This window comes from Geothrix terrae, from assembly GCF_022808775.1.
Taxonomy (GTDB): domain Bacteria; phylum Acidobacteriota; class Holophagae; order Holophagales; family Holophagaceae; genus Geothrix; species Geothrix terrae.
The window spans coordinates 541,809-565,815 of sequence record NZ_JAKZLA010000001.1 but is presented as its reverse complement, the minus strand read 5'-3'; the positions used below and the strand labels follow the sequence as shown (position 1 = coordinate 565,815).

At 69.4% G+C, this 24,007-nt stretch carries 25 protein-coding genes; 18 read left to right on the top strand and 7 right to left on the bottom strand.

Going from position 1 to position 24,007, the window contains the following annotated elements:
- The first annotated feature begins 7 nt into the window (after positions 1–7).
- Positions 8–1,459, top strand: coding sequence for a serine/threonine-protein kinase (locus MLE42_RS02655; RefSeq protein WP_243286323.1), 1,452 nt, complete (start codon positions 8–10; stop codon positions 1,457–1,459).
- Positions 1,460–1,482: 23 nt separating this feature from the next.
- Positions 1,483–2,733: a BaiN/RdsA family NAD(P)/FAD-dependent oxidoreductase gene (locus tag MLE42_RS02650; RefSeq protein ID WP_243286322.1), complete on the top strand. Its 1,251-nt coding sequence runs from the start codon at positions 1,483–1,485 to the stop codon at positions 2,731–2,733.
- 40 nt (positions 2,734–2,773) lie between these two features.
- On the opposite strand, the gene MLE42_RS02645 is transcribed toward MLE42_RS02650, so the two are convergent.
- The 3 genes from MLE42_RS02645 to MLE42_RS02635 all read right to left on the bottom strand — a co-directional run bounded on the left by MLE42_RS02645 (position 2,774) and on the right by MLE42_RS02635 (position 5,137).
- Positions 2,774–3,784 carry a type I glyceraldehyde-3-phosphate dehydrogenase gene (locus MLE42_RS02645; RefSeq protein ID WP_243286321.1) on the bottom strand — a complete coding sequence of 337 codons (1,011 nt, stop codon included), beginning with the start codon at positions 3,782–3,784 and terminating at the stop codon, positions 2,774–2,776.
- Positions 3,785–3,787: 3 nt separating this feature from the next.
- Positions 3,788–4,792, bottom strand: coding sequence for a type I glyceraldehyde-3-phosphate dehydrogenase (gap, locus tag MLE42_RS02640; protein ID WP_243286320.1), 1,005 nt, complete (start codon positions 4,790–4,792; stop codon positions 3,788–3,790).
- 120 nt (positions 4,793–4,912) lie between these two features.
- The gene (locus MLE42_RS02635) at positions 4,913–5,137 is read right to left on the bottom strand and encodes a helix-turn-helix domain-containing protein (RefSeq protein WP_243286319.1); all 225 of its coding nucleotides are present in this window, start codon (positions 5,135–5,137) and stop codon (positions 4,913–4,915) included.
- A gap of 140 nt (positions 5,138–5,277) precedes the next feature.
- Between MLE42_RS02635 and pyk the strand changes: the two genes are divergently transcribed.
- Positions 5,278–6,699 (top strand): pyruvate kinase, encoded by a 1,422-nt coding sequence (pyk, locus tag MLE42_RS02630; RefSeq protein WP_243286318.1) that lies wholly within the window; start codon positions 5,278–5,280, stop codon positions 6,697–6,699.
- A 10-nt stretch (positions 6,700–6,709) separates the two neighbouring features.
- Positions 6,710–7,243 (top strand): DinB family protein, encoded by a 534-nt coding sequence (locus tag MLE42_RS02625; RefSeq protein ID WP_243286317.1) that lies wholly within the window; start codon positions 6,710–6,712, stop codon positions 7,241–7,243.
- Positions 7,244–7,501: 258 nt separating this feature from the next.
- Here MLE42_RS02625 and MLE42_RS02620 read toward each other — a convergent pair whose 3' ends face one another.
- Complete coding sequence (locus MLE42_RS02620; protein WP_243286316.1) at positions 7,502–7,786, bottom strand: hypothetical protein; 285 nt, start codon at positions 7,784–7,786, stop codon at positions 7,502–7,504.
- A 50-nt stretch (positions 7,787–7,836) separates the two neighbouring features.
- Between MLE42_RS02620 and MLE42_RS02615 the strand changes: the two genes are divergently transcribed.
- The 8 genes from MLE42_RS02615 to MLE42_RS02580 are packed head-to-tail and all read left to right on the top strand — an operon-like array spanning position 7,837 to position 15,706.
- Positions 7,837–8,001 (top strand): hypothetical protein, encoded by a 165-nt coding sequence (locus MLE42_RS02615; RefSeq protein WP_243286315.1) that lies wholly within the window; start codon positions 7,837–7,839, stop codon positions 7,999–8,001.
- 41 nt (positions 8,002–8,042) lie between these two features.
- Positions 8,043–9,269, top strand: coding sequence for a CinA family nicotinamide mononucleotide deamidase-related protein (locus MLE42_RS02610; protein ID WP_243286314.1), 1,227 nt, complete (start codon positions 8,043–8,045; stop codon positions 9,267–9,269).
- Positions 9,270–9,281: 12 nt separating this feature from the next.
- Positions 9,282–9,947, top strand: a complete 666-nt coding sequence (gene plsY, locus MLE42_RS02605; protein ID WP_243286313.1) for a glycerol-3-phosphate 1-O-acyltransferase PlsY — start codon at positions 9,282–9,284, stop codon at positions 9,945–9,947.
- The gene (locus MLE42_RS02600; protein ID WP_243286312.1) at positions 9,934–10,932 is read left to right on the top strand and encodes an NAD(P)H-dependent glycerol-3-phosphate dehydrogenase; all 999 of its coding nucleotides are present in this window, start codon (positions 9,934–9,936) and stop codon (positions 10,930–10,932) included. Before plsY ends, MLE42_RS02600 begins: the two co-directional genes overlap by 14 nt.
- A 10-nt stretch (positions 10,933–10,942) precedes the next feature.
- The gene (locus MLE42_RS02595; protein ID WP_243286311.1) at positions 10,943–12,007 is read left to right on the top strand and encodes a zinc-binding dehydrogenase; all 1,065 of its coding nucleotides are present in this window, start codon (positions 10,943–10,945) and stop codon (positions 12,005–12,007) included.
- Positions 12,007–12,909: a CorA family divalent cation transporter gene (locus MLE42_RS02590; protein ID WP_243286310.1), complete on the top strand. Its 903-nt coding sequence runs from the start codon at positions 12,007–12,009 to the stop codon at positions 12,907–12,909. Before MLE42_RS02595 ends, MLE42_RS02590 begins: the two co-directional genes overlap by 1 nt.
- 60 nt (positions 12,910–12,969) lie before the next feature.
- Positions 12,970–14,022 carry a bifunctional UDP-4-keto-pentose/UDP-xylose synthase gene (locus MLE42_RS02585; RefSeq protein WP_243286309.1) on the top strand — a complete coding sequence of 351 codons (1,053 nt, stop codon included), beginning with the start codon at positions 12,970–12,972 and terminating at the stop codon, positions 14,020–14,022.
- Between the two features lie 16 nt (positions 14,023–14,038).
- Complete coding sequence (locus tag MLE42_RS02580; protein ID WP_243286308.1) at positions 14,039–15,706, top strand: glycosyltransferase family 39 protein; 1,668 nt, start codon at positions 14,039–14,041, stop codon at positions 15,704–15,706.
- Between the two features lie 68 nt (positions 15,707–15,774).
- On the opposite strand, the gene MLE42_RS02575 is transcribed toward MLE42_RS02580, so the two are convergent.
- Positions 15,775–16,017 carry a hypothetical protein gene (locus MLE42_RS02575; protein ID WP_243286307.1) on the bottom strand — a complete coding sequence of 81 codons (243 nt, stop codon included), beginning with the start codon at positions 16,015–16,017 and terminating at the stop codon, positions 15,775–15,777.
- A gap of 53 nt (positions 16,018–16,070) precedes the next feature.
- Between MLE42_RS02575 and MLE42_RS02570 the strand changes: the two genes are divergently transcribed.
- The 4 genes from MLE42_RS02570 to purF all read left to right on the top strand — a co-directional run bounded on the left by MLE42_RS02570 (position 16,071) and on the right by purF (position 20,647).
- Entirely contained in the window at positions 16,071–17,759 is a 1,689-nt protein-coding gene (locus MLE42_RS02570; protein ID WP_243286306.1) for an ArnT family glycosyltransferase, read from the top strand.
- A gap of 26 nt (positions 17,760–17,785) precedes the next feature.
- The gene (locus MLE42_RS02565; protein WP_243286305.1) at positions 17,786–18,775 is read left to right on the top strand and encodes a glycosyltransferase family 9 protein; all 990 of its coding nucleotides are present in this window, start codon (positions 17,786–17,788) and stop codon (positions 18,773–18,775) included.
- Positions 18,772–19,149 carry a DMT family transporter gene (locus tag MLE42_RS02560; RefSeq protein WP_243286304.1) on the top strand — a complete coding sequence of 126 codons (378 nt, stop codon included), beginning with the start codon at positions 18,772–18,774 and terminating at the stop codon, positions 19,147–19,149. The genes MLE42_RS02565 and MLE42_RS02560 overlap by 4 nt, the downstream gene beginning before the upstream one ends.
- A gap of 67 nt (positions 19,150–19,216) precedes the next feature.
- Positions 19,217–20,647: an amidophosphoribosyltransferase gene (purF, locus tag MLE42_RS02555; RefSeq protein WP_243286303.1), complete on the top strand. Its 1,431-nt coding sequence runs from the start codon at positions 19,217–19,219 to the stop codon at positions 20,645–20,647.
- A gap of 108 nt (positions 20,648–20,755) precedes the next feature.
- Here the strand turns inward: purF and mtnA are convergent, their stop codons facing one another.
- Positions 20,756–21,766 (bottom strand): S-methyl-5-thioribose-1-phosphate isomerase, encoded by a 1,011-nt coding sequence (mtnA, locus tag MLE42_RS02550; protein ID WP_243286302.1) that lies wholly within the window; start codon positions 21,764–21,766, stop codon positions 20,756–20,758.
- Positions 21,766–22,413, bottom strand: coding sequence for a class II aldolase/adducin family protein (locus MLE42_RS02545; RefSeq protein WP_243286301.1), 648 nt, complete (start codon positions 22,411–22,413; stop codon positions 21,766–21,768). Before MLE42_RS02545 ends, mtnA begins: the two co-directional genes overlap by 1 nt.
- Positions 22,414–22,635: 222 nt before the next feature.
- Here MLE42_RS02545 and MLE42_RS02540 point away from each other — a divergent pair, with 222 nt between their 5' ends.
- Both MLE42_RS02540 and MLE42_RS02535 read left to right on the top strand, forming a co-directional pair.
- Positions 22,636–23,400, top strand: a complete 765-nt coding sequence (locus tag MLE42_RS02540) for a DUF4388 domain-containing protein (protein ID WP_243286300.1) — start codon at positions 22,636–22,638, stop codon at positions 23,398–23,400.
- Positions 23,397–23,987, top strand: coding sequence for a DUF8082 domain-containing protein (locus tag MLE42_RS02535; RefSeq protein ID WP_243286299.1), 591 nt, complete (start codon positions 23,397–23,399; stop codon positions 23,985–23,987). Before MLE42_RS02540 ends, MLE42_RS02535 begins: the two co-directional genes overlap by 4 nt.
- Positions 23,988–24,007: the final 20 nt, after the last annotated feature.

Sequence of the window (24,007 nt, the reverse complement as noted above, 5' to 3'; positions counted from 1 at the left end):
TGGAAGGATGAGTCTGGATCCTTCCACCATTGGCCGCTTCAAGGTCCTCGGCACGCTTGGTTCTGGCGCGATGGGAATGGTGTATCTGGCGGAGGACCCCCTGCTCAAGCGGGCCCTGGCCATCAAGGTTGTCCGGGAAGGCACCGGCGACGCGGAGGTGCTGCTCCGCTTCAAGCGCGAGGCGGAGATCTCAGCCCGGCTGAACCATCCCAACGCCATCACGGTCTACGACGTGGGCGAGGCGCAGGACCTCGGGCCCTATCTCGTCATGGAGTACGTGGAGGGAGAATCGCTGTCGGACCGGATCCGGCGCGGTCCGCTGGACCCCGACGAGACGGCAGGTCTGCTGATCCAGGCCGCGGATGCCCTGGCCGCTGTGCATGCCCTGGGGATCCTCCACCGGGACATCAAGCCCGACAACTTCATGGTGGCCAGGGACGGACGCCTGAAACTCATGGACTTCGGCATCGCCCGGGGCGACCAGACGGGACGGCTGACCACCACGTCGACCTTCCTGGGCACGCCGGCCTACGCCGCCCCGGAGGTGCTGAACGGCGAGAGGGCCACCCCGGCCGCCGACCGCTGGGCCCTGGCGCTCACGGCCTTCGAGATGCTGACAGGCACGCTCCCGTTCGCGGGAGACAGTGTGGGGGCGACCCTCTACCGGATCGTGCACGAGGCCCCGGTCTGGCCGCCGGATTTCCCTTCCGGCCTGGCCGAGGTCTTCGGGAAGGCCCTGGACAAGAACCCGGAGAAGCGGTACCCGGACCTTTCCTCCTTCCTGGCGGCCCTCATCGAGGCGCTGCCCATGCCTTCGGAGCGCCGCGCGGCCCACCTGGCCCAGCTGGCCTCCACAGCTCCAGTGAAGGCCACGGGCACGCTGAGGCTCGAACACCCGGCCGCCGCCCCTCCACAGCGCCGGTGGCTCTGGGCTGGGGGCGCCCTCCTGGCGGCCCTCGCGCTTGGGTTCCTGGTGCTTCGGCCCGAGCCCAGCCGGGTGCTGTCCATCGAATCGAAGCCCGGGGGCGCCGAGGTGTTCCTCGATGGAACGTCCCTGGGGCGGACCCCGCTGCGCCAGGTGGTGGTGAAGGGGAAGGCGGACCTGCTGCGCCTGGAGAAGCCGGACTATCTGCCCCTGGCCTATCACCTGAAGGCGGAGGACAAGGACCTGGCTCTCCGGCTTCAGCCAGCGCCTTTCCAGGTCCAGGTGACCACGGAGCCGGCGGGCGCCGCGATCCTGCTGGACGGAGAACCCAAGGGGAAGACCCCTGCCGCCATCGAGATTCCCGGGGAAGGCAGCCACCAGCTTCGGCTCGAGCTGGAGGGGTACCAGCCCTGGATGGCGGTTCCCGAGCGGCACCGGACCCTGCCGGATCCCATCCAGCTCCAGAAGCACCGGGGGAAGAAGGGCGCCGGTGACGGAAAGATCCGGAAGTTCTTCAAGGGGATCTTCCAGTAGGCGCGCTCCGTCATGATGGACCCATGGCGAAGGTGATCGTGGTGGGAGGCGGTGCGGCGGGGCTGGTGGCGGCCTGGCGGGCCGCCTCGCAGGGACATGCAGTGACGCTGCTGGAGGCCAACGGGCGGCTGGGCGTGAAGCTCCGCATCAGCGGCGGCGGCAAGTGCAACATCACCCACGAGGGTTCGCCGAAGGCCCTGCTGGCGGCCTTCTCCACGGACCAGGCCCGCTTCCTGCGCCCCTCCCTGCATGCCTTCGGCAATGGGGCCGTGCTGGACCTGCTGCGCCGGGAGGGCGTGGAGACCTACACCCGGGAGAACGGCCGGGTGTTCCCTCTGGACCGCCCCGGCAGCGCCGCGGCCGTGGTGGCCGCTTTCGAGACCCTCGTGCGCCGGTTGGGTGTGGACGTGCGCACAGGGGCCCGCGTGACTGCGCTGGAGGCTCGCACGACCGCGCCGGAAGGAGGTCCGTCGCGCCTGGCTGCCCTGCGCGTGGGCGAGGCGCGGTTGGAGGCGGATCACGTCATCCTCGCCACCGGAGGGGCGAGCTATCCCGAGACCGGCACGCGGGGGGAGGTGCTGGGGTGGCTGAGGGAGCTGGGCGTCCCCGTGAAGCCCTGGTTTCCGGCGCTGGCGCCCATCCCGTTGGCGCGGCCACGTCCCGCCTGGGAGGGCGTGGCCCTGAGAAACGGAGAGCTGCGCCTGTGCGCGGGGCCCGCCGGACGCCGGCTTGCCGCCTTCGCGGGGGACGTCCTCTTCACGAGGCCCGGCATCAGCGGCCCCGCCGCCCTGGAACTGAGTCAGGCCGTGGAGCGTGCCCGCCGCGAGGGCGCGGCCTGGCTGGCGCACGCAAGCCTCCTCGAGGCGCCGGAGGCGGTGGACGCTGCACTCCAGGCGGAGACCCACGCCAACCCGCGCCTGCGGGCGGCCACGTGGCTTCAGCGGCGCCTGCCGGAGCGGCTGGTGGAGGATCTTCTGGCGGAGGCGGGGATCGGCCGCGACCTCATGCTCAAGGATCTCTCCAGGGGCGGGCGAAGGACGCTGGTGGGCCTCGTCACGGCCCTGCCGCTCGGCGCGCCCCAGCCTGTTCCCCTGGCCCGGGGCGAGGTGGCGGCGGGAGGCGTGGATCTGGCCGCCGTGGATCCGCGCACCATGGCCCTGCGCGATTGGGAGAACCTGCGGGTCTGCGGCGAGCTGCTGGACCTCGACGGCCCCGTGGGCGGCTACAACCTCCAGGCCGCCTTCAGCACCGGCTACGCGGCGGGGACGATCTGAGAGCGCCTAACAAGACCCCGTCGAGGGTTGGTCGGGCAATCTAAATCCTTCCCGCCAGATCCAGGACCAGCTCGCAGAGCCGGGCCGCGTAGCCCGTCTCGTTGTCGTGCCAGCCGAAGACCTTCACGAAGCGCGGACCGAGGGTCATGGTGAGCTCCAGGTCCATGAGCACGCTTTCCGCCCGGCCGGTGACGTCGCTGCTGACCGCGTGGGGTGGGGCCAGGTCCACGAGGCCCCTCCATGAACCGGCCACGGCGGAGGCATAGGCGGCATTCAGGGCGGCGGCATCGGCCTCGCGGTGGAGGGTGGCCACCACGTCCACCAGGTTGACGTTCAGGGTGGGAACCCGGAGGGCCACACCGTCGAAGGCGGGGGGCAGATCCGGCATGACCCGGTGCAGGGCCCCGAAGGCGCTCGAGGTGGTGGGGATGATGCTCAGGAACGCCGCCCGGGCGCGGCGCATATCCTTGTGGGGCAGGTCCAGGAGGCGCTGGTCGTTGGTGACCACGTGCACGGTGCTCATGCCCGCATGGTCGAGGCCGAAGGCGTCGTCCAGGATCTTCAGCATGGGGGCCGTGGCGTGGGCGGTGCAGCTCGCGTTGGAGATCACCCGGTGGCGGGCCAGGTCGAGCCCGGATCCGTTCACCGGGGCGATGACGGTGTAGTCCGCGTCGGGGCTGGGGGCGCTGATCACCACGTGCGACACACCGTTTTTGAGGTGCCGGGTGGCGTCGACGTTCCGGGTGAAGCGGCCGCTGGCCTCCACCACAAGGCGCGTGCCCGCCGGGAAGGGGATCAGGGCCGGATCCGCGGCGTGGAAGAGGGGCACCCGGCGCCCACCCAGCAGAAGGAAATCCTGCCCGCCCTCCGTGAGGCCTTCGATGGGCTCGAGGCTGGGGCCGTGGACGGAATCGTAGCGGAGCAGGTGGACCAGCTGGTCCATGGGGGCCGGGTCGTTCACGGCGCCGAGCGCGCCGGGCCGGGTCGCCGTGAGGCGACGCACCAGCAAACGGCCGATGCGGCCGAGGCCATTCAGGGCTAGGGCGGTCATCGGCTAGAGGCGCTCCAGCAGGTGGACGCAGAGGTCCTTCAGACGGGCGGCGTAGCCGAACTCGTTGTCGTACCAGGCGAAGACCTTGACCATCCGGGGCCCGAGCACCTTCGTGAGGTAGGGGTCGTACAGGGTGCTGGCGGTCCGTCCGCGCAGGTCCGCACTCACCAGCTCCGCGTCGAGAACCTCCAGATAGGGCGCCAGGGGGCCGGTCTCGGCGGCCCGGCGGTAGGCCTCCTGCACGGCTTCCAGGGTGGCGTCGGACTTGAGCGTGGCGGTGAGGTCGACGATGCTCACATCGGGGGTGGGGACGCGCACTGCCAGGCCATCCATGCGGCCCTTGAGGTGGGGCAGCACCAGGCCGATGGCCTTGGCCGCGCCGGTGCTGGTGGGGATCATGCTGAGGGCCGCGGCCCGCGCCCTCCGGAGATCCTTGTGGGGAAGGTCGAGGACGCGCTGATCGTTGGTGTAGCTGTGCACCGTGGTCATGAAGCCGTAGTCGATGCCGAAGGCCTCGTCCATCACCTTCACCAGGGGGCCGAGACAGTTGGTCGTGCAGCTCGCGTTGGAGATCACGTGCTCGTTGGCGGGATCCAGCGTCGCTTCGTTCACGCCCATGACGATGGTGCGGTCCGCGTCGCCGGAGGGCGCGCTGATGATCACATGGCTGACGCTGCCCTGGAGGTGGACGGCGGCCTGGACCCGCTTGGTGAACTTCCCGGTGCATTCCAGGACCACCTGGGCTCCCTGGGCGCCGAAGGGGATGAGCTGGGGATCCTTCTCCGCGTAAACCCGGATGCGGCGTCCGTCCAGCACCAGGTAGTTCCCGTCGGAGGCCACCGGGAAGTCCGCGGGCCCATGCACGGAGTCGTACTTCATGAGGTGGGCCAAGGTGGCGGCGTCCGTGAGGTCGTTCACCGCCACCACACGCACATGGGGCACCTTCATGAGGTGCCTCAGCACCAGCCTCCCGATCCGCCCCAACCCGTTGATGGCCACCTTCTTCATGGCGCCCTCCGATTCCCAGTTGTACCGATCCGGGGCGGTCCTGTCGAAAGAAAAGCGGGCGCGGTATGCAAAATGAAAAACCCGGCGCAACCGGGTTTTCGTCCGCGGGTGGTCCAGAGGTCAGCTGGCGAGGCTGACGCGCTTGAGCCGGCTCGTCGGGGCCTCCAGCTTCTTGGCGAGCGTGTTCCGATGGATGCCCAGCTCGCGGGCCGCGGCGCTGTGGTTCCCCTCGTGGGTCGCCAGCACCTCCTCCAGGTACACCCGCTCGAACTCGCGGCGCGCCAGCTCCAGAGGCACACCGCCACGCACCATCTCCGCCACGAGGATACGCAGCTTCTCGCGCATTCCGTCTTCTCCATCATCCGTATCGGGATCAAGAAGGTAGCACCGCGATGAAAAGAGTGAAAGCCCCGTGACAACCTCAAAACGCAGGCGCAGACTGTGGAAAAGTGTGTGGAATGCCTGTGCATGCGATGGGAGCTGATGTGCGCAAGACCAAACTCGTGATGACCTTGGGACCCGCCCTGATGCAAGGCGACCGGTTGCGGGAATCCCTTCGCGAGGCGGATGCGGTCCGGCTGAATGCCAGCCATGGGGATCCCGCGACGCGCCTGGAAGCTCTCCAGAAGGTCCGGGCCCTGGCCGCGGAACTCGGCCGCTCCATTCCCGTGTTCCTGGACCTCCAGGGCCCGAAGTGGCGGGTGGGCCTCCTGGAAACGCCCGCGGACCTGGCCGAGGGCAGCGAAGGGGTCTTCCACGCGCCCGGCGCCACCGTCCCCGCCGGCGTGGCCTGGGCCGCGCCCCTGCCGCATCCCGAGCTCTTCGAGGGGGCCGAGCCGGGCCAGCTCTGGCTCCTGGACGACGGCGCCATCACGGTGAGGATCCTCGCGAAGAGCGCGGACCTGCTGAAGGCCCAGGTGGTCATCGGCGGCCCCCTCAAGGCGCGGAAGGGCGTCCATCCCATCGGCATGGACATCAATGTGGATCCGCTGACCGAGAAGGATCACGCCGACATCCGGTGGGGGGTGGAGCACGAGGTGGATCTCTTCGCCCAGAGCTTCGTCCGCCGGGCCTCCGACGTGCAGCAGCTCCAGGCGATCATCCAGCACCTGGGCGGAACTCAGCCCATCATCGCCAAGATCGAGCACCCCACGGCCCTGGCCCACCTGGGCGAGATCCTCGACGTCTCCTGGGGCGTGATGGTGGCTCGCGGCGACCTGGGCGTGGAGCTCGGCGTGGAGCGGGTTCCCGGCCTGCAGAAGGAGATCATCCGGGCCGCCCGCAGGGCCCTGAAGCCGGTGATCACCGCGACCCAGATGCTGGAGAGCATGATCGAGCACGCGCAGCCCACCCGCGCCGAGGCCAGCGATGTGGCGAACGCCATCTGGGACGGCACGGACGCCGTCATGCTCAGCGCCGAGAGCGCCACGGGAGCCCACCCCGTGGAAGCCGTCCAGTGGCTGGCCCGCATCGCGGCGGAGGCGGACAGCAACGTGAAGCAGCGCACCCCCACACTGCCCGACGAGCTGGCCGAGAAGGTGCTTTCCCGCACGGACATTTCCGTGGCCTTCGCCGCCTGCCGCACGGCGGACGAGATCAACGCCCGCTGGATCGTGGCCTTCACCGAGGGTGGCGGCACGGCCCGCATGGTGAGCCGCCTGGCGGGCCGGACACCGGTGCTGGGGGCCACGGTGGACGAGGTCACCGCTCGGCGCATGGGCCTCCTGCGGGGCGTCACGGCCCTGCTGATCCCCCGGGTGAGCAGCACGGACGAGATGGTGTCCGTGGTGCGCGAGCTGCTGGTGGCCAAGCATGAGCTGGGGGGCCTCGATCGCGTCGTCATGACCATGGGTCTGCCCTTGTGGAAGACCGGCAGCACGAACACCATGAAGGTGATGACCTTCTGAAGGAGGGCCCATGAGCCTCACACGTCCGCTCCCCGGTGAATACGCCGAAGGCTATGCGACCTACATCGCCGAGGCTGGCGAGGGCGATGTGCTGGCCCTCCTCCAGGCGCAACTGGAGGAGGTGGTGGCCCTGTTCGAGGGGCTGTCCGACGCCCAGGGCGGATTCCGCTACGCCCCCGGGAAGTGGAGCCTGAAGGACCTGCTCCAGCACATCATCGATGCCGAGCGCATCTTCACCTACCGCTGCCTGCGCATCGGACGGGGGGACGCCACCCCCATGCCAGGCTTCGAGGAGGACGACTACGCTGCGGCCGCCGGAGCCGACGGACGGTCCCTGGCCGATCTGATCGCGGAATGGCGAGCCCTGCGGACTGCCAGCCTCGCGCTGTTCCGCAGCCTGCCGGACGCAGCCTGGGGGAACCAGGGCACCACCAACAACCGGGCCATCACGGCCCGCTGCATCCCCTACATCACTCAGGGCCACGCGGCCCACCACCTGACGGTGATCCGCGAGCGCTACCTGCCGGCGCTTAAGAGTGCCTAACAGAACCCCGACGGGGCCGCGAGAAAGCCAGACGAGATGCACCGCAAGGAAGGGCCCGCAGGGCGATGTGGTTCATCGTTCAAGGGCCATGACGCCGCGGGGCGCCTGCCTGGCTTTCTCCCGTCGGGCGAGGGCCGGCGGGCGTCGCGATGCCGCGTCACGCTCGTCGCACGTAGTACCCGCTACGCGTCTCCTCGCCTTCCTCCCTCGCTCGCCCGGCGGCCCTCGCCCGGCCCCGTGGGGGTGTTGTTAGGCACTCTAAAAGTAACCCTTCCAGCCATCCAGGGCGTCTGCCAGCTTCTCCAGCTGGGCGGGCTCCGTGGTGCGGAAGCGGCTCACCAGCTTCCATCCCTGGGCCACCTTCTGATACCGGTGCAGCCAGAGGGAAGGGCCCTCCCAGTCGCCTTCGGGATCGGCCTTCGTCTTCACGAGGAAGGCCACGGTGGTCCAGGGACCGCGGGCCAGAAACCGGCGGCCCAGCTCCTGGATGCCGGACTCCTCGTCGGATTCCAGCACCAGGTCGTCGAGATCCGGGATGATCATGGGAACACCTCGCTCAGTTCCTTCATCCTAAGTTCCCTGGAGGCCTCTTCGTGGAAAAGCTCATGGGGTTCGTCGGCGCCACCCTGGGCAGCCTCGTCGGCTGGTACCTGGGCGACCTCGTCGGGATCGCGACCGCGGTGGTGCTCAGCATGGTGGGCACGGGCGCCGGCATCTGGGCGGGGCGCTGGGCTGCGCAGCGGTGGCTGGAATCCTGACCGGCCTTTGAGCTTTCGCCGCGGCCATGGTTCCATCAGGCATGCGCATCGAATGCATCGCCATCGGCACCGAGCTGCTCACCACGCGCCGCCTGGATACGAATTCCGTGTGGCTGGGGGAACGCCTGGCCTCCCTGGGTCTGGCCTTCCACCGCAAGACCGCCGTGGGGGACAGCCATGAGGACTTGGCGGCTCTCTTCCGCGAGGCCCTGACGCGCTCCGATCTCATCCTCACCACCGGCGGGCTGGGGCCCACCTTCGACGACTTCACCAAGGAGTGCTTCGCGGAAGTCCTGGGCGCGGAACTGCGCGAGGACGCGCAGAGCCGCGAGGACATGCTGGCTTTCTATGCCGCCCGCAAGCGGGTGCCTCCGGCCTCCAACTTCAAGCAGGCCCTGCTGCCGGAAGGGGCGGAGGCGCTGCGCAATCCTGTGGGAACCGCTCCCGGGGTGTGGTGGGAGAACCCGAAAGGGCATCCCGGCGTGCGCATCGTGATGATGCCGGGGGTGCCCCGGGAGATGAAGCGCATGTGGGAGGACCAGGTGGAGCCCCGCCTGCGTGCCCTTGCGGGGACTCCCACGCATACGCTGCGCATGGTGGTGGCGGGCGTGCCCGAGAGCGCCCTGGACGAGCGGATCCGCGCGGTCCGGGAGCGGCACAGCCACCTGGACTGGACCATCCTCGCCAGCCTCACCCAGGTAGAGCTGCTGGCCCGCGGCTCCGATCCCGCAGCCCTGGAGGCCGCCCGGGCCGACTTCCAGCCCGTGCTGGGCGAGGACCTGGTGGGCGTGGGGGAGGGCAACCTCGAAGATGCGGTGTTGGCGGGCCTGAAGGCCCGGGGAGAGACGCTGGCCGTGGCCGAGAGCGTGACGGGTGGCCTGCTGGCGTCCCGCCTTACGGCGATTCCCGGAGCCAGCGAGGTGTTCCTGGGGGGCGCCACGGTCTATTCAGCGAAAGCCAAGGTGGCCCTGCTGGGGCTGGATGCGGCCCAACTGGCCCAGGATGGCACCGTGTCCGAAGCCACCAGCCGCGAGCTGGCCGAGAAGGTCCGGGCCCGGCTGGGCGCCGCCTGGGGCCTGGGGATCACCGGCAATGCCGGCCCGAGTGCCGAAGGGGGCGCGCCCGTGGGGGCCCTGTTCATCGCCCTGGCCGGACCAGAGGGAACGGTCTCGAAAGCCCTGACCATCCCCGGTGACCGGGTGGACGTGCAGCTCCGGGGCATGGCCTGGGCTTTGGACCTGCTAAGGCGGGTCTCGCGGATCGGCTGATACACTGCGTCCATGCCATCGCCACTCGTGCCTTCCCCGATCCTCTGGTGCCTTGCCGCCTTCCTGTGCGGCAGCATCCCCTTCGGCCTCCTGCTGGTGAAGCTGGCCGGGAAGGGGGATGTGCGCGCCCATGGCAGCGGCAACATCGGCGCGACCAACGTGAGTCGGGTGGGTGGCAAGGTCCTGGGCGTCGTCACGCTGCTGCTCGACATCGCCAAGGGCTTCCTGCCCGTGTTCCTGGCGAGGAAGGCGGGTGTGGGCGTCGACCTTCTGGCCCTCATGGCCCTGGCCGCCGTGCTGGGGCACGTGTTCACCCCCTGGCTGAAATTCCAGGGCGGGAAGGGGGTGGCCACCGCCTTGGGCGTGATCCTGGCCGCGGATGCCGCCATGGTCCTCCTGCCACTGGGCATCTTCATCTTCGCCCTGTGGCTCACCCGCCATGTGAGCCTGGGCAGCATCCTGGCCGCGGCCATGGTGCCCGTGCAGCTCTTCCTGACCCGGGGCGCGCACCGCCCCGTGGCGGAGCTGCTCGGCCAGGGGCCGGCGCCGGTTCTTCCCTGGGCCGCCCTGGCCGTCCTGGTGATCTGGAAGCACCGCGAGAACATCCTGCGCCTGCAGGCGGGAACGGAATCCAAGCTGTGGGGCGCGAAGAAGGAGGATGTCCATGTCCAGGGCTGACATCGGCGTCTTCGGCTCCGGCGCCTGGGGCACGGCCCTGGCCATCACCTGGGCCCGGGCGGGCGCGAAGGTGGCGCTCTGGGGCAACTTCCCCGACGAAATGGCCCAGATGGCCGCCACGCGCAGGCACCTCCGCCTGAAGGACGTGGCATTCCCCGAGAACCTGCAGACGTCGGACGATCCGACCGAAGCCTTCCGCGCCCCGCTGTGGATCTCGGCCATGCCGACGCAGGTGACGCCGGATGCCTGGAGGATGCTGCGTCCGAAGGCACCGCAGGCGGCCGAGCTCGTCATCCACGTCAGCAAGGGCATCCTCCAGAGCACCCACCAGACCCTGTCCCAGGCGCTGACGGGGGTGCTGGACGTGCCCGTGGGCGTCCTCTCCGGGCCCACCTTCGCCGACGAGGTCAGCCGGGGGGTGCCCTCGGCCATCGTGATGGCCCTGCCGCCCACCGTGAGCGATGCGCGGGCCATGGCGCTCCAGGCGCAGCTCTCTTCCGAGAGACTGCGCATCTACCTCAGCCGGGACGTGGTCGGCACGGAGCTCTGCGGCGCCCTCAAGAACGTCCTCGCCATCGCGGCAGGCCTGGTGGACGGCCTGAAACTGGGCTACAACGCCCGGGCGGCCCTCATCACCCGCGGCCTGGCCGAGATGGCCCGCCTGGTGGAGGTGCTGGGCGGCCAGCCGTCCACGGTGATGGGCCTGGCGGGCATGGGCGACCTGCTGCTCACGGCCACGGGACCCCAGAGCCGCAACCGCACCTTCGGCGAGCTGGTGGGGAAGGGCAACAGCGTGGAGGCGGCCCGGGACGCGCTCGGCGGCCAGATCATCGAGGGCATGTTCACCACGGACGCGGCCCTGGCCCTGGCCAAGGAACACGGTCTGGACCTGCCCATCGCCGCCGAAGTCCACCGCCTCCTCAACGGCGAGCGCCCCGAGGAGGCCGTGCGGCGGTTGATGACGAGGTCGTTGAAGTCCGAATAGGAGGCCTCCCATGGCCGATCCGTTCCGTTTCCGCATCCTCCAGCACGGCCCCGCGGGCTCGCCCGTCCGTGAAGCCTTCGCCCCCACGGAGCCGAGACCGGGTTGGGTCCGCCTGGAATTGAAGGCCATGGCGCTCAACCACCTGGATCTATGGACCACGTTCGGCCTGCCGGGGTTTCCCCTGCCGCTTCCCCTCACCCCGGGTTGCGATGGTGCGGGTGTGGTGGCGGCCGCGGGCGACGGGACGGTCCTGCCTCCGGGCGTGGAGGTGGGCGGCAGCGCCATGATCGCGCCGGGCCTGAGCTGCGGCGTGTGCCCCGCCTGCCTGCGGGGTGACGACATGCTCTGCCCTTCCTACGGCGTGCTGGGGCATGTCTGCGACGGCACGGCGGCCACCCACGTGCTGGTGCCCGCCGCCAACCTGCTGCCCATCCCACCGAACTGGGACTTCGACCAGGCCGCGGCCTTTCCCCTGGTCTTCCTCACGGCCTGGGAGATGCTTGTCCACAAAGTCGATTTCCGGCCCGGCGAGACCGCCCTCGTGTGGGGCGGGGGCAGCGGGGTGGGCAGCGCGGCCATCCAGCTGGTGAAGGCCCTGGGAGGCACCGCCATCGCCGTGGTGGGCAGCGAGGCCAAGGCCATGAAGTGCTGGGACCTGGGCGCCGAGCATGTCCTCGTCCGGGGCGACCTCAAGGCCTTGGCTTCCAAGGTGCGCGACCTGACCGGCAAGCGCGGAGTGGACGTGGTGTTCGAGCACACCGGGGCCGCCACGTGGGCCACCAGCCTCAGCGTCTGCGCGCGCGGGGGCCGCATCGTCACCTGCGGGGCCACCACGGGGCGCGAGACCTCCTTCGACCTGCGGGCCCTCTTCGCCAAGCAGATCCAGATCCGCGGCTCGTACATGGGCCGGCGCGAGCACCTGTGGACCCTGCTGTCCCTGCTGAAGAAGAACCCCACCAATCCGCCCTTCCGGCCCGTCATCGACCGCATCTTCGACCTGGCGGAGTACCCCGAGGCCCAGCGCCACCTCGAGGCCGGCCAGGGCTTCGGCAAGGTGGTGTGCCGGGTGCCCTGATGCTGAGGAACCTGCCGCTTCCGGAAGGCTCGACCTTCACCTGGGTGGATCTGGTGGACCCCACGGCCGCCGAAATGGCCGAGGTGGCCGGCCAGTACGGGCTCCACCCCGCGGCGGTGCGGGACCTGCTCAACCAGCCCCACCTGCCCAAATTCGAGCGGCTACCTGGGCAGCAGTTGCTCATCCTGCGGGCCTACGACGAAGTGGCCAAGCGAGGGGATACCATCCAGGCCATGACCCGCCGCCTGGTGGTGCTGATGATGGAGGGTGCGGTCATCACCGTCCACCGCCGGGAGCAGCCCTTCTTCGCCCAGGCAGCCGAGCGCGCGGCCGCAGGGCAGCCCCTCCGCCCGGAACAGCTGGTGCTGGCCCTCTGCGCCAAGGCCGTGGCCTCCTTCGACGAGCCCCTGCGCGAGAGCGAGGAGAAGCTCGACCAGATCGAGGCCGCCCTCTTCAACCGCAAGATCCCCCACCAGGGCGTCCGGCAGGTCTACGGGCTCAAGCGCCGCTGCGCGGTCATCAAGCGGACCCTCGGGCGCATCACGACGGCCCTGGGCCCGCTCAAGGAGCAGGCCCGGGACGACCAGGGCCTGCTGGCGGACGTGGTGGAGGAGGCCGACCGCCTGCACACCTGGGCCGACGAGCTGCTGGAGAGCGCCACCCACCTCATGAACCTGGAGATCAGCCTGGCCAGCCAGCGGACGAACGAGGTCATGCGGGTGCTCACGGTCTTCAGCGCCTTTTTCCTGCCCCTCACGTTCATCGCGGGGGTCTATGGCATGAACTTCCGGCGGATGCCCGAATTGGAACACCGCTTCGGCTACCCCCTGGTCATCGGCGCCATGCTCCTCACCGCCTTGGCCATCTGGGCCTGGTTCCGCCGGAGGGGCTGGCTGAAATAGGCGCCTGCTGCGCCGATCCGGGCAAGCGGCTAGACTGAAACGTTTGCGCAAGGAGCTCCCGTGAAGGTCCTCATCCTCGGTGTCAATGGATTCATCGGATCCCATCTGGTGGACCGCATCATGCAGGACACGGACTGGGAGGTGTACGGTCTGGACCTGGGCACGCACAAGGTGTCCGACCACCTCGCCAATCCTCGCTTCCACTTCGTGGAGGGCGACGTCACGATCTCCAAGGAGTGGATCGAGTACCACATCAAGAAGTGCGACGTGGTGCTGCCCCTGGTGGCCATCGCCACGCCCAAGGTCTACGTGACCGACCCCCTGCGCGTCTTCGAGCTGGACTTCGAGGAGAACCTCCGGGTGGTCCGCCAGTGCGTGAAGTACAAGAAGCGCGTGGTGTTCCCCAGCACCTCCGAGGTCTACGGCATGTGCCCGGACGCGGAGTTCGACGAGCACGAGTCGCCCCTGGTGACGGGCCCCATCCCCATGAACCGCTGGATCTACAGCACCAGCAAGCAGCTGCTCGACCGTGTGATCTGGGCCTACGGCTTCCAGCAGGGCCTGAAATTCACGCTCTTCCGCCCCTTCAACTGGATGGGCCCCAAGCTCGACAGCCTGAACACCGCCAAGGAGGGCAGCAGCCGCCTGGTGACGCAGTTCAGCTGGAACCTGTTCAACGGCGAGCCTCTGCAGCTGGTGGACGGCGGCACGGCGCGACGCTGCTTCATCGACGTGGCTGACGCCCTGGACGGCCTCATGGCCGTGCTGCGCAACGAGGGCGGCAAGGCCGACGGCCAGATTTTCAACATCGGCAACCCCGCCAACGACTACAGCGTGCGCGAGATCGCCGAGATGATGATCGCCATCTGGAAGGACCACCCCTTCCGCATCGAGCGCGGCATTCCGGAAGGCCGCATGGTCGAGGCCAGCAGCGGCGACTTCTACGGCAAGGGCTACCAGGACGTGGCCCGGCGCACCCCCAGCATCAAGCGCATGCAGCAGACCTTCGGCTTCCAGCCCAAGGTCTCCATGAAGGACTCCCTCAAGAAGGCCATCGACTTCTTCGTGGAAGAGCACAAGGCCCTCGAGAAGGTCGTCGAGACCGAGAATTAGGCCCTGATCCGCGCCCATGACGCGCCGCGAACGCTACACGCTCCTCGCCCTCTGGGTCTTCCTGGGCCTGCTGCCCCTGCTGGTGCGGCCCCTGTGGGAGCCGGACGAGGGGCGCTATGCGGAGATCCCGCGGGAGATGCTGGCCACGGGCGACTGGCTGACACCCCGCCTCAACGGGGTGCTCTACTTCGAGAAGCCGCCGCTGCAGTACTGGCTGTCCGCCCTCGGCATGAAGCTCTTCGGACTGAACGGCGCCGCCGCCCGGCTCCCCCTGGCCTTGGCCTCGGGGCTCATGATCTGGGCGGCCTGGCGGCTGGCCAAGCGCCTCGGCGCGCGGGACGCCCGCTGGGCGCCCTTCATGGCCGCGACCGGACTGCTGGCGTTCCTCGTGGGGCAGCTCCTCACGCTGGATGCTCTGTTCAGCGCCTTCCTGGTGGCGGCCCTGGCGGCCCTGGTCGAGGCGGTGGCTCAGCGCCGGGAAGGGAAGGGCGGCCTGGGCTGGACGCTGGCGGCCTTCACGCTCATGGCCGGGGCCATGCTCACCAAGGGGCTGGCCCAGGTGATCCTCGTGGGCGGCATCCTGGTGTTCTCGCTGCCCTTCGGCTGGAAGGACGCCGCCCTCCGCAGGGCCATCCTGCGGACGGCCTTCGATCCCCTGGGATGGCTGCTCTACCTGGTCCTGGTGTCGCCCTGGTTCTGGTTCGTGGACCGCGCCAATCCCGGCCACGCGCATTTCTTCTTCATCCACGAGCACTTCACCCGCTTCCTGACCCATGAACATGCCCGCCAGGGCTCGAACAACTGGCTGCTGGACAAGCTCTATTTCATCGGGATCCTCGCGGTGGGGCTGCTGCCCTGGCTGTCGATCTCAATGGCCGGCCTCAGGCGTGCCTGGACCTTCCTGAAGGGCAGGGGGCCGCAGGCCCTGGATCCCCTGGCCCGGTGGATCGTCGGCGCCACCTTCGTGGGATTCGTCTGGCCCCTCTTCTTCTTCAGCCTGTCCGGCTCCAAGCTGCCGCCCTACATCCTGCCCGTCCTTGTGCCCCTGGCCGCCCTGGCCTGCGCCTTCGAGCGCGAGGATGAAGCTCCCGCGGCCCTGCGTCGCATGGGCTGGGAGCTGATGGGGCTCGGCGCCCTCCTCCTCCTGGCCGCTGTGGCCCTCCGCACTGGCATGAGCGGATCCTGGTGGTTGGGGCTTCCCGGCCTGGCCTTCATCGGGCTGGGCCTCTGGGCCCGTCATCTCAAGGCCCTCACCGGGCCGCGCCTCATGGTCTCCGTGGGGATCGCCTTGTGGCTGCTGACGGTCACCGCTCAGGTGGCCGTGGGCCCCGGCAAGTCCGTGGCCGATCTCGCCCGCTCGGCGCCCCCGGGAGCCCAGTGGATCAGCTACGGCAACTATTTCCAGGGCCTCCCCTTCTACGCCCGCACCCGGGCGGTGGTGGTGGCGGGCACCGGCGAGCTGGCCTATGGCCGCGATCACCTGGGTCCGGCGGCGCCCCGCTGGTTCAATGAAAACCCCGAGGCTCTGGGTGGCATGGCCGATCGCCTGAGGGCCGAGGCGCCGGAGCGCCCCGTCTTCGTCATGGCCAAGGCCGCCAACTGGAAGGGGCTCCCCCCGGAGGAAAGGGCGCGCTGGGAGGTGGTGGGCCAGAGCCCGGCCGCGGTGGTGGCAAGGCGGCGGTAGGTCCGCACCTTCATCGTCCCTCCTGCGGGTCGGGTCCCTTCGCACTCCAGCCCCGGCGGAGAGTTGGCCTACTTCACGGCCTCTTTGACGCCGTGTCCGGCTTCCTTGGCGCCTTTGGCCACGCCCTTGCCGGCGGTCTTGGCGCCGCGGCCGACGGCCTTGCCACCTTCCTTGGCCGCGTGGCCCACCGCCTTGCCGCCCTTCTTGAAGCCCTGGCCGATCTGCCGGGCGGCCTGCTTGATATCCTCCTTCACGCCATCCGCCGGAACCGGGGCGGCCAGGAGCAGGAGGCTGAGGAGGGCGGGCGCCATGCCTTCATTGTAAGCCCTTTGGGGATCTCCCCACGATGGGGGAAGATGGAGGGATGGACGGACATCCGAACGCCTCGCCCTCCAGGGGCCGCCTCGCGGAATGGCTGCGGGCCCACGCGCCCGAGCTGCTCTTCGCCCTGCTGCTGCTGGCGGTGTTGCCCATGCGGGACCTCTGGGCCCCGGACGAGCCGGACTTCGCTCAGTGCGTGAAGGAGATGCGTCTTCGCGGTGACTGGCTGCTGCCCTACCTGAACGGGGTTCCCTACAGCGAGAAGCCCATCCTCTACTACTGGGTGATGAAGGGTTCCTCGGTGCTGCTGGACGCGCTCACCGGCGGGCTCGGGTTCACCCAGGGCGTGGCCGCCTGGGCCCTCCGTCTTCCCTCCGTGATCGCCGCGGTGGCCTTCCTGTCCGCCTTCCGGCGCTGGGCTGTCCGTTTCCTGGAGCCGGGGACGGCGGAGCCCGCGGCTCTGGTCCTCGCCACCACGCCCCTCTGGTTCTGGCAGGCCCAGTTCATCCAGATCGACATGCTCTTTTCCGCCCTGCTGGCCTGGAGCTGGCTGGCCTGGCTGGGGGGCTACCTCCTCCTGCGCGGCCACAGCGCTGAGGCCACGCCCGGCGAGCACCGCCGCTGGTTCCTCAAGGCCTATTTCTGGCTGGCCCTGGCCTTCCTCGCCAAGGGGCCGCTGGCACCGGTGCTGTCCGTACTGGTGCTGGCGGCCTTTCTGGCCTGGCAGAGGGACCTCGCGGTGCTGCGGCGCGCCGGCATCGTCGCCGGCCTCTGCCTCACCCTGCTGCTGGTGGCGCCCTGGTACGTGGCTGCGGGCCTCAAGGGCGGAGCCCACTACGCCTACGAGCTGATCATCTTCCAGAACTTCCAGCGCGCCACGCATGCCTGGGACCACATCCAGCCCTGGTGGCGGTACTTCGAATACCTCTTGGGCGACTTCTTCCCCTGGGTGCTCCTGCTGCCGGCCCTGGCCCTGCACCTGCGCCGGGAGCGGTGCCTGGGAGACCCCGCGAAGCGCTTCGCCCTACTGGCCTTCCTGGTGCCCTTCGTCTTCCTCAGCGCTGTGCAGAGCAAGCAGGGCAAGTACCTGCTCATGGGCTACCCTTTCCTGGCCCTGCTCGTCGGGGACCTGTTCCGGCGGTTGGAGGGCGCCCGCGCCCGGCGGCTGGGCCTTCTGCTCACGGCTGGCCTCGCGCTGCCGGCCCTGGCCCTGGCTGCCGCGGCGACGGGGGCGGGCGGAGCGAAGATGCAGACCCAGCTGGCGGCCTTCCAAGGACCGATCCGCCTCATGGCCCTGGTCCTGGTGGCGGGAACGATCGCCGTGGCGGTCCTGGCCTGGAGGCAGCGCTCCAGGAGCCTCGTGCCGGCGGCGGCCCTGGGTCTGGGGCTGCTCTACCTGGTGGGCGGCACCTGGGGTTTCCGACTGCTGGATCCGCAGAAGAGCTACCGCCGCTGGACCGTGGCTGTCCAACCCCTGATCGCCGGACGGCAGGTCTTCTACTGGCAGACCATCCGCAGTGGGGTCATGGTCTACACGGACCACCTCATGCCCGAGCTGCGGCGGGCCGAAGCCCTGGAGACCCTCGGTCCGGAGGCCCGCCTGGTGGCCCAGCGCAGTGAGTGGGAGCAGGACGCCTGGGGCATGACCCCGGCTCTGCGCGGCCGGTTCGAGGTGCTGCTGGCGGTGCCCACGGGCGGTGGCGAGATCCTGCTCCTCAGGAGGAGGCCGTGATACCGGCCGGCGCCCACTGGATCCGCATGCCGCGCTTCGTAGGCGACGCCATCCTGATGCATCAGGCCGCCGCGCCCCTTCTGGCCGCGGGCCAGCCCCTGGTGGCCTGGGGGCCGGCGGCCACGGTGGAGCTGTTCGAAGGATCCCCAGGCTACGCCGGCGTCGTGGCCGATCCCCCGAAGAAGGCGGGCCTGCTGGAGGGAGCCCGGTTGCTGCGGATCCACCAGCCGGCCTCGGTGCTGGCCCTGGCCAAGAGCCTGCGCGCCCCGGCCGCCGCCTTCGTGGCGAGGGTGCCGCGGCGGGTGGGCTGCGGAGACGGGGGGGCCTCCCTGCTGCTCACGTCCAGCCTCAAGTACTGGAAGCGGGATGACCATTCCCTCGACCGCTACCGCGACATCGTGAGCCTCGGCTATCCCGAGCTTGGCTCCCCGGCTTTCCTCCCCTTCCGCCCCAGGGAGGAGAGCCTCGCCTGCGTGGAGGCGGCCCGTCGAGACCACGGCCTCGATCGGGATCCCTATGTGGCCTTTGCCATGGGCGCGGCGGCGGGGGCCAAGCGACTGGGCCTGGATCTCCTGGTGGATCTCGCCCATCGCACGCTGGCGGCAGGCTTGCGCATCGTGGTGCTGGGCGGCCCCGGGGACGACGTGACCCGGGCCGAGGCCTTCCGCCAGCGTGTGCCCGAGGCGCTGGACCTGACGGCGCGGATCCCCTGGTCCCAGAGCGCCGCGTGGCTGGCGGGCGCCCAGGCGGTGCTGGCCAACGATTCCGGGCTGGCCCACCTGGCGGCGGCCGTCGGCACCCCCCTGGTGGTGGTGTTCGGGCCCACCATCCCACGGCATACGGCGCCCCGGGGGCCGAAGGTGACCGTGGTGCGCAAGGAGGACCTCGCCTGCCTCGAGTGCCAGAAGTGGCACTGCCCGCTGCCCGACCACCCCTGCATGACCCAGGTGCCCGCCGGCATCATCTGGGACGCCCTGGAAGCCCACCTCGCCGCCCCTGTCCCGGAGACCCCGTGAGCCCCAATGTGAAGGCCATTCCCCTGATTGTGCTGGGCGTGCTGCTGAATGCGGCCGCGCAGATCTGCCTGAAGAAGGGCCTCCAGGCCGCAGGCGGCATGCAGCTGGCCGTGGGGCCGCTGTTCAGGCTGATGCTTGAGCCTTGGGTGCTGGCCGGTCTCGCCTGCTACGCCGTGAGCGTGGTCGTGTGGCTCGGCGCCCTGTCCATGGTGCAGGTGAACTACGCCTATCCCTTCCTGGCGCTCGGGTTCGTCGCCAACGCCCTCATGGCCCGGACCTTCCTCGGCGAGGCCATGACCCCCATGCGCTGGGTGGCCCTCACGATCATCGTCGTCGGCGTGGGACTTCAGGCCCTGAGCGGCCGAGGACACTGAACATACTGGTCTCCGGAGGCCGCGGGCCGGCTTGGTATCCTGGAGGATCTGTCCCGGGAGGCTGAGCGTGTGTGGCATCGCAGGTGTGTTTGAAGCCGAGGGAGCCACGTCGATCGTCTCCTCCATCCTCTTCGCCATCCAGCACCGGGGGCAGGAGAGCTGCGGAGCCGCCGCCCGGGATACCGCGGGCCGCATCGTGGCCCACAAGGGCATGGGACTCGTGAAGCAGGTGCTCGACGAGGAAGCCCAGGCCCGTCTCTCCGGCGCGACGGCGATCGGGCACGTCCGGTATCCCACCGCAGGCTGCAGTGACGTGGCGAACGCCCAACCCCACGCCATCGAACTGGCGGAAGGGCCGGTCATGGCCATCGCCTCCAATGGCGACCTCATCAACTATGGAGAGCTGCGGGCGCGCATGGAGCGGGACGGCGTGGTCTTCAAGAGCGACAACGACGCCGAGCTGATCGGCCGCCTCATCGCCCTCTACCACGTGCGGGACGGGATGAGCATCGAGCAGGCCATCGCCCGGGTCCAGGGCGAGCTGAAGGGCGCGTTCTCCACGGTGCTGATGTACAAGGACCGCCTCTATGCCTTCCGCGATCCTCATGGTTTCCGCCCCTTCGTCATGGGCCACCTGGGACACGATGGGGAGGGCGAGCCAGCCAGCGAGGGAACAGTCTTCGCGTCCGAGTGCTGCGGCTTCGGCATCATCGGAGCCCGCCGTCTGCGGGAAGTGAAGCCAGGCGAGATCCTGCGCCTGGAGAAGGGCCGGCCCGTGGTGTCGGTGGCCTCTGCCCCGCTTCAGGCCCGCCATTGTGTCTTCGAGCTCATCTACTTCTCCCGACCCGACAGCACCATCTTCGGGGAATCGGTCTACCAGGCCCGGGAGCGCATCGGAGCCTGCATGGCCGCCAAGGATGGCGCCCTGGCCAACGGCGGGGACCTGGTGGTGATGCCTGTCCCGGACTCCTCCAACTTCATCGCCCTGGGGTACGCTAGGACCAAGAAGGCCGAGTTCGGCATGGGACTGCTGCGGAACCACTACGTGGGCCGCACCTTCATCAAGCCCACCCAGGCCAGCCGGGACGAGGGCGTGAAGCAGAAGTTCAATCCGCTGCCGGATTTCTTTCCGGGTAAGCGGGTGGTGCTCATCGACGACTCCATCGTGCGGGGGACCAGCCTGCGCAAGATCGTGCGGATGGTGAGGTCCGCCGGCGCGAAGGAGATCCACGTCCGCATCGGCTCCCCCAAGGTCATCGGCCCCTGCTTCTACGGCATCGACACCCCCACCCGGGAAGAGCTCATCGCCAACCGCATGTCCGAAGCGGAGATCTGCGAGTACCTGGGCGCTGACAGCCTGCGCTGGCTGGACGTGGCGGACTTCGAGGGCCTGCTGCCGGGCCGTCGCCAGGAGTTCTGCACGGCCTGCTTCGACCTGGACTACATCTACCCGCCCGAAGGCTTTGCCGCGAAGACCAACACGCCGGAGGCGAGGTAGGGTTTTGAGAAAAGAAGTCTTGAAGCGGAGGACAACGGAGAAGCGGAGGAAAGCGGAGAAGAAAATGAATCTTTCTCCGCTTTCCTCCGTCGCTCTGCTTTCCTCCGCTTATCTGATTCTTTTCTTCCCCAGAGCTTCAGAAAGCACGCCGCGTTGGAGTTCGGCGCGGGGATACACGCCGCGGTCGAGAACGAGGCTGGTGACGAGGTCCACGGGGGTGACGTCGAAGCTGGGGTTCCAGGCGGGCATGCCTTCCGGCGCCCAGCGCCAGGCCCCATAGCCGCGCACCTCGGCCTCATCCCGAAGCTCGATGGGGATGGCGGTGCCGTTGGGGCAGGCGAGGTCCACCGTGCTGGAAGGGGCCACGGGATGGAAGGGCACGCCGTGGTGCCGTGCCTGCACGGCCACGCCATAGGTGCCCACCTTGTTGGCGAAGTCGCCGTTGGCGGCCACGCGGTCCGAGCCCACCAGCACACGCTGCACCTTGCCGTCACGCAGGAGCAGGGCCGCCATGCTGTCGGTGATGAGCGTCGAGGGGATGCCCAGCTTGCGCAGCTCCCAGGCCGTGAGACGGCCGCCCTGCAGCAGGGGCCGTGTCTCGTCCGCATACACGTGGATGCGCTTGCCCTGCTCGTGCGCCCGCCGGATGACGCCCAGGGCCGTGCCGATGCCCGCGGTAGCGAGGCCGCCGGTGTTGCAGTGGGTGAGGATTCCTTCGCCGTCCTGGATGAGCACCGCGCCGTGCTGGGCCATGCCTTCGCAGAGTCGTACATCCTCCTCGAAGATGGCCTGGGCCTCGGTGAGGGGATCGGCGGCGCCCTTCATGCGGTCCATGGCCCACATGAGGTTCACGGCTGTGGGCCGGGCCGCGCGCAAGGCCGCGCAAGCGGTCGCGTACTCGGAAGCGGAGGCGCCCTGCTGGGCGAAGGTGGCCAGGCTCGCCGCCGCCGCCACGCCGATGAGCGGCGCCCCGCGCACGGCCAGCCGCTTGATGAGACCCACCATGACCGCCGGATCGCTGCCGTCCAGCCACACCTCCGCGTCCGGAAGCTGCGTCTGATCCAGCACCCAGAGGGCGTGGCCATCGTGTTTCAGGCCCAGAGATTCGAAGGCGTTCATCAGATGATCCTCGGTCCGATCTTTGCGCGCAGGGCCCGAAGCTCTTCGAGTTCGGAGTGAGCCAGCGGCTTGGCGCCGCCCAGGGCCTCGGCCTTCCACAGGATCTGGGCCACCTGCTCCAGGCGCTCGAGGCCGCCCACGGCCTCGTCCAGGTGCTCGCCCCAGCAGAGGCCGCCGTGACGGGCCAGGAGCATGAGTCGGTGTCCGGGCAGGAACGGCAGGAGGTTCGTCCCCATGGCCTCGGTGCCGGGAATGGCCATGGGCACGACGGGGATGCGGCCCGCGGCGAGGATCACCTCGGGCAGGCCGTCCGAGGGCAGCTCCGCCAGGTCAGGCCGGGCCAGGGTCCAGGCGATGGCCGTGGGCGGGTGGGCGTGGACTACGGCCTTCGCTTCCGGTACCGCCCGGTAGATGGCCAGGTGCATGGCCCGCTCGCTGCTGGGACGGCCGGAGAGGACCTCGCCGGCCAGAGTGAGGTGTGCCAGATCCTCCATTCGCACCTTGGCCTTGGGGACGCCGCTGGGCGTCATGGCGATGAGGCCGTTGGGCAGGCGCACCGAGAGGTTGCCGTCCGAGGCCGCCAGAAGACCGCCCGCATGGAGCCGGTGGCAGCCGTCGAGGAGGTCGATGAGGAGGGCGTCGGACATGGGATCCAGTGTAGGGTGCCCGCCTCCAGGCAGCGTGGGTCTGGGCCGGCCGGGGCGTGAAAGGGCGTGATTTTGGGCACAGTTCACCCGGAGGGGTGAAAAAATACAATACCTTTTGGTAAAGAATACGGCTGCCCTCCCGCTGGGGAGAAGCAGATCCTGGATGGGCCTCTCTCGAAAACCTCCTCTTGAGGCATTCCCATGGCGATGGCGGCGAAAGACATGTTTCCCACCCATCCAGAACCTTCGACCGACCTGGTCGGGGAACCCGGGGACCAGGATCGGGCTGGGTTCGAAGGGGCCATCTCGCACCTCGCCCTGGCAGACGTGATCCAGCTGGAGGGGCAGAACCTGTTCTCGGGTTCCATCCTCGTCACCTACCAGGAGCGGGAAGGGCAGATCTTCTTCCAGCAGGGCGAGGTGGTGCATGCCGAGGTGGGCAGCCTCAGCGGCGAGGAGGCCTTCAACCACATCATGGGCTGGCCTGGAGGGAACTTCCGGCTGCAGCCCAATGTGACGAGCCTGCGCCGGTCCATCCAGAAGCGCCGCGAGCACCTGCTCCTGTCGGCCCACCAGTGGCTCGACGAGAGCCGCCATGGCCTGGCCGAGTCCAGGGCCGGGGTGTCTCACGACCATTCCTCCTCCGCCCATTCCAACGATCCCCTGAAGGCCGTCGAACACGTCAGCGGCGTCGCCCTCGGCATCTTCATGGACCGCCACGGCTCACCTCGCGGCCGCACCGGTTCCGAGACCGAGGGGCTGGCAGCCCGTGGGGCGTATCTCGCGAGCATGGTGGCGGAGCCGCTCGGGGAGGCCTTCGGCCTGGGTGAATTCCAGGTCGCCGCGACGCACGGCGGACCGGACCGGATGCTGCTGTTCCGGTCCAAGGAGACGAGCCTCGCGGTCAGCCTGGCGGAAGGAGCCGCCCATGAGGCCGTGGAGGCCGGGATCCGACGGGCCCTGGCGCCGCAGAGGGCCGGTCGATGACCGACGCCCGCGAGATCCTCCATCAGGTCCTCAGCATTCCGGGAGCGGTCGGGGCCATGGCCTACAGTCCGGAAGGTGCGATCCTGGCCGCTGACTTTCCCGCCAGCTATCCCATGGAGAGCCTCCGGGGAATGGCCCGGCTCCTCGCAGAGGACTTCATGGTCCAGCAGGCCCTCCAGGGTGATGGGGGTGGTCTGGACCTCCGGTACAACGGGGGACGCCTGGTCCTCCGCCCCTTCTCGAAAGGGGCGATCCTCGCCCTCTGCGGCGGCGCCACCAATATCCAGCTCGTGAGCCTGGCTCTGGTCCAGGCCGCGCACAGGCTCGAGAAGGCGGAGACGGCACCGTCCCGATCCCTGCCTCCGTCGGCCCCCCCGAAGTACTCGGCCCTGGGTGCGCTGAAGGAGGCCTTCGTGGTCCGCATCGGCCCCATTGGCGACCTCCTCTTCACGAGGATCCAGGCCGACTGGTCCTCCGGCTGCGGGGCGGGGGATCCAAGCGAGTTCGCGGCCCGCCTTGCGAAGGAACTCGACGACCCCGCCGACCAGAAGGCCTTCCTGCAGGAAGCCCGCGCCATCCTCGGCTGAACCCGACACCTGGAGGTCAT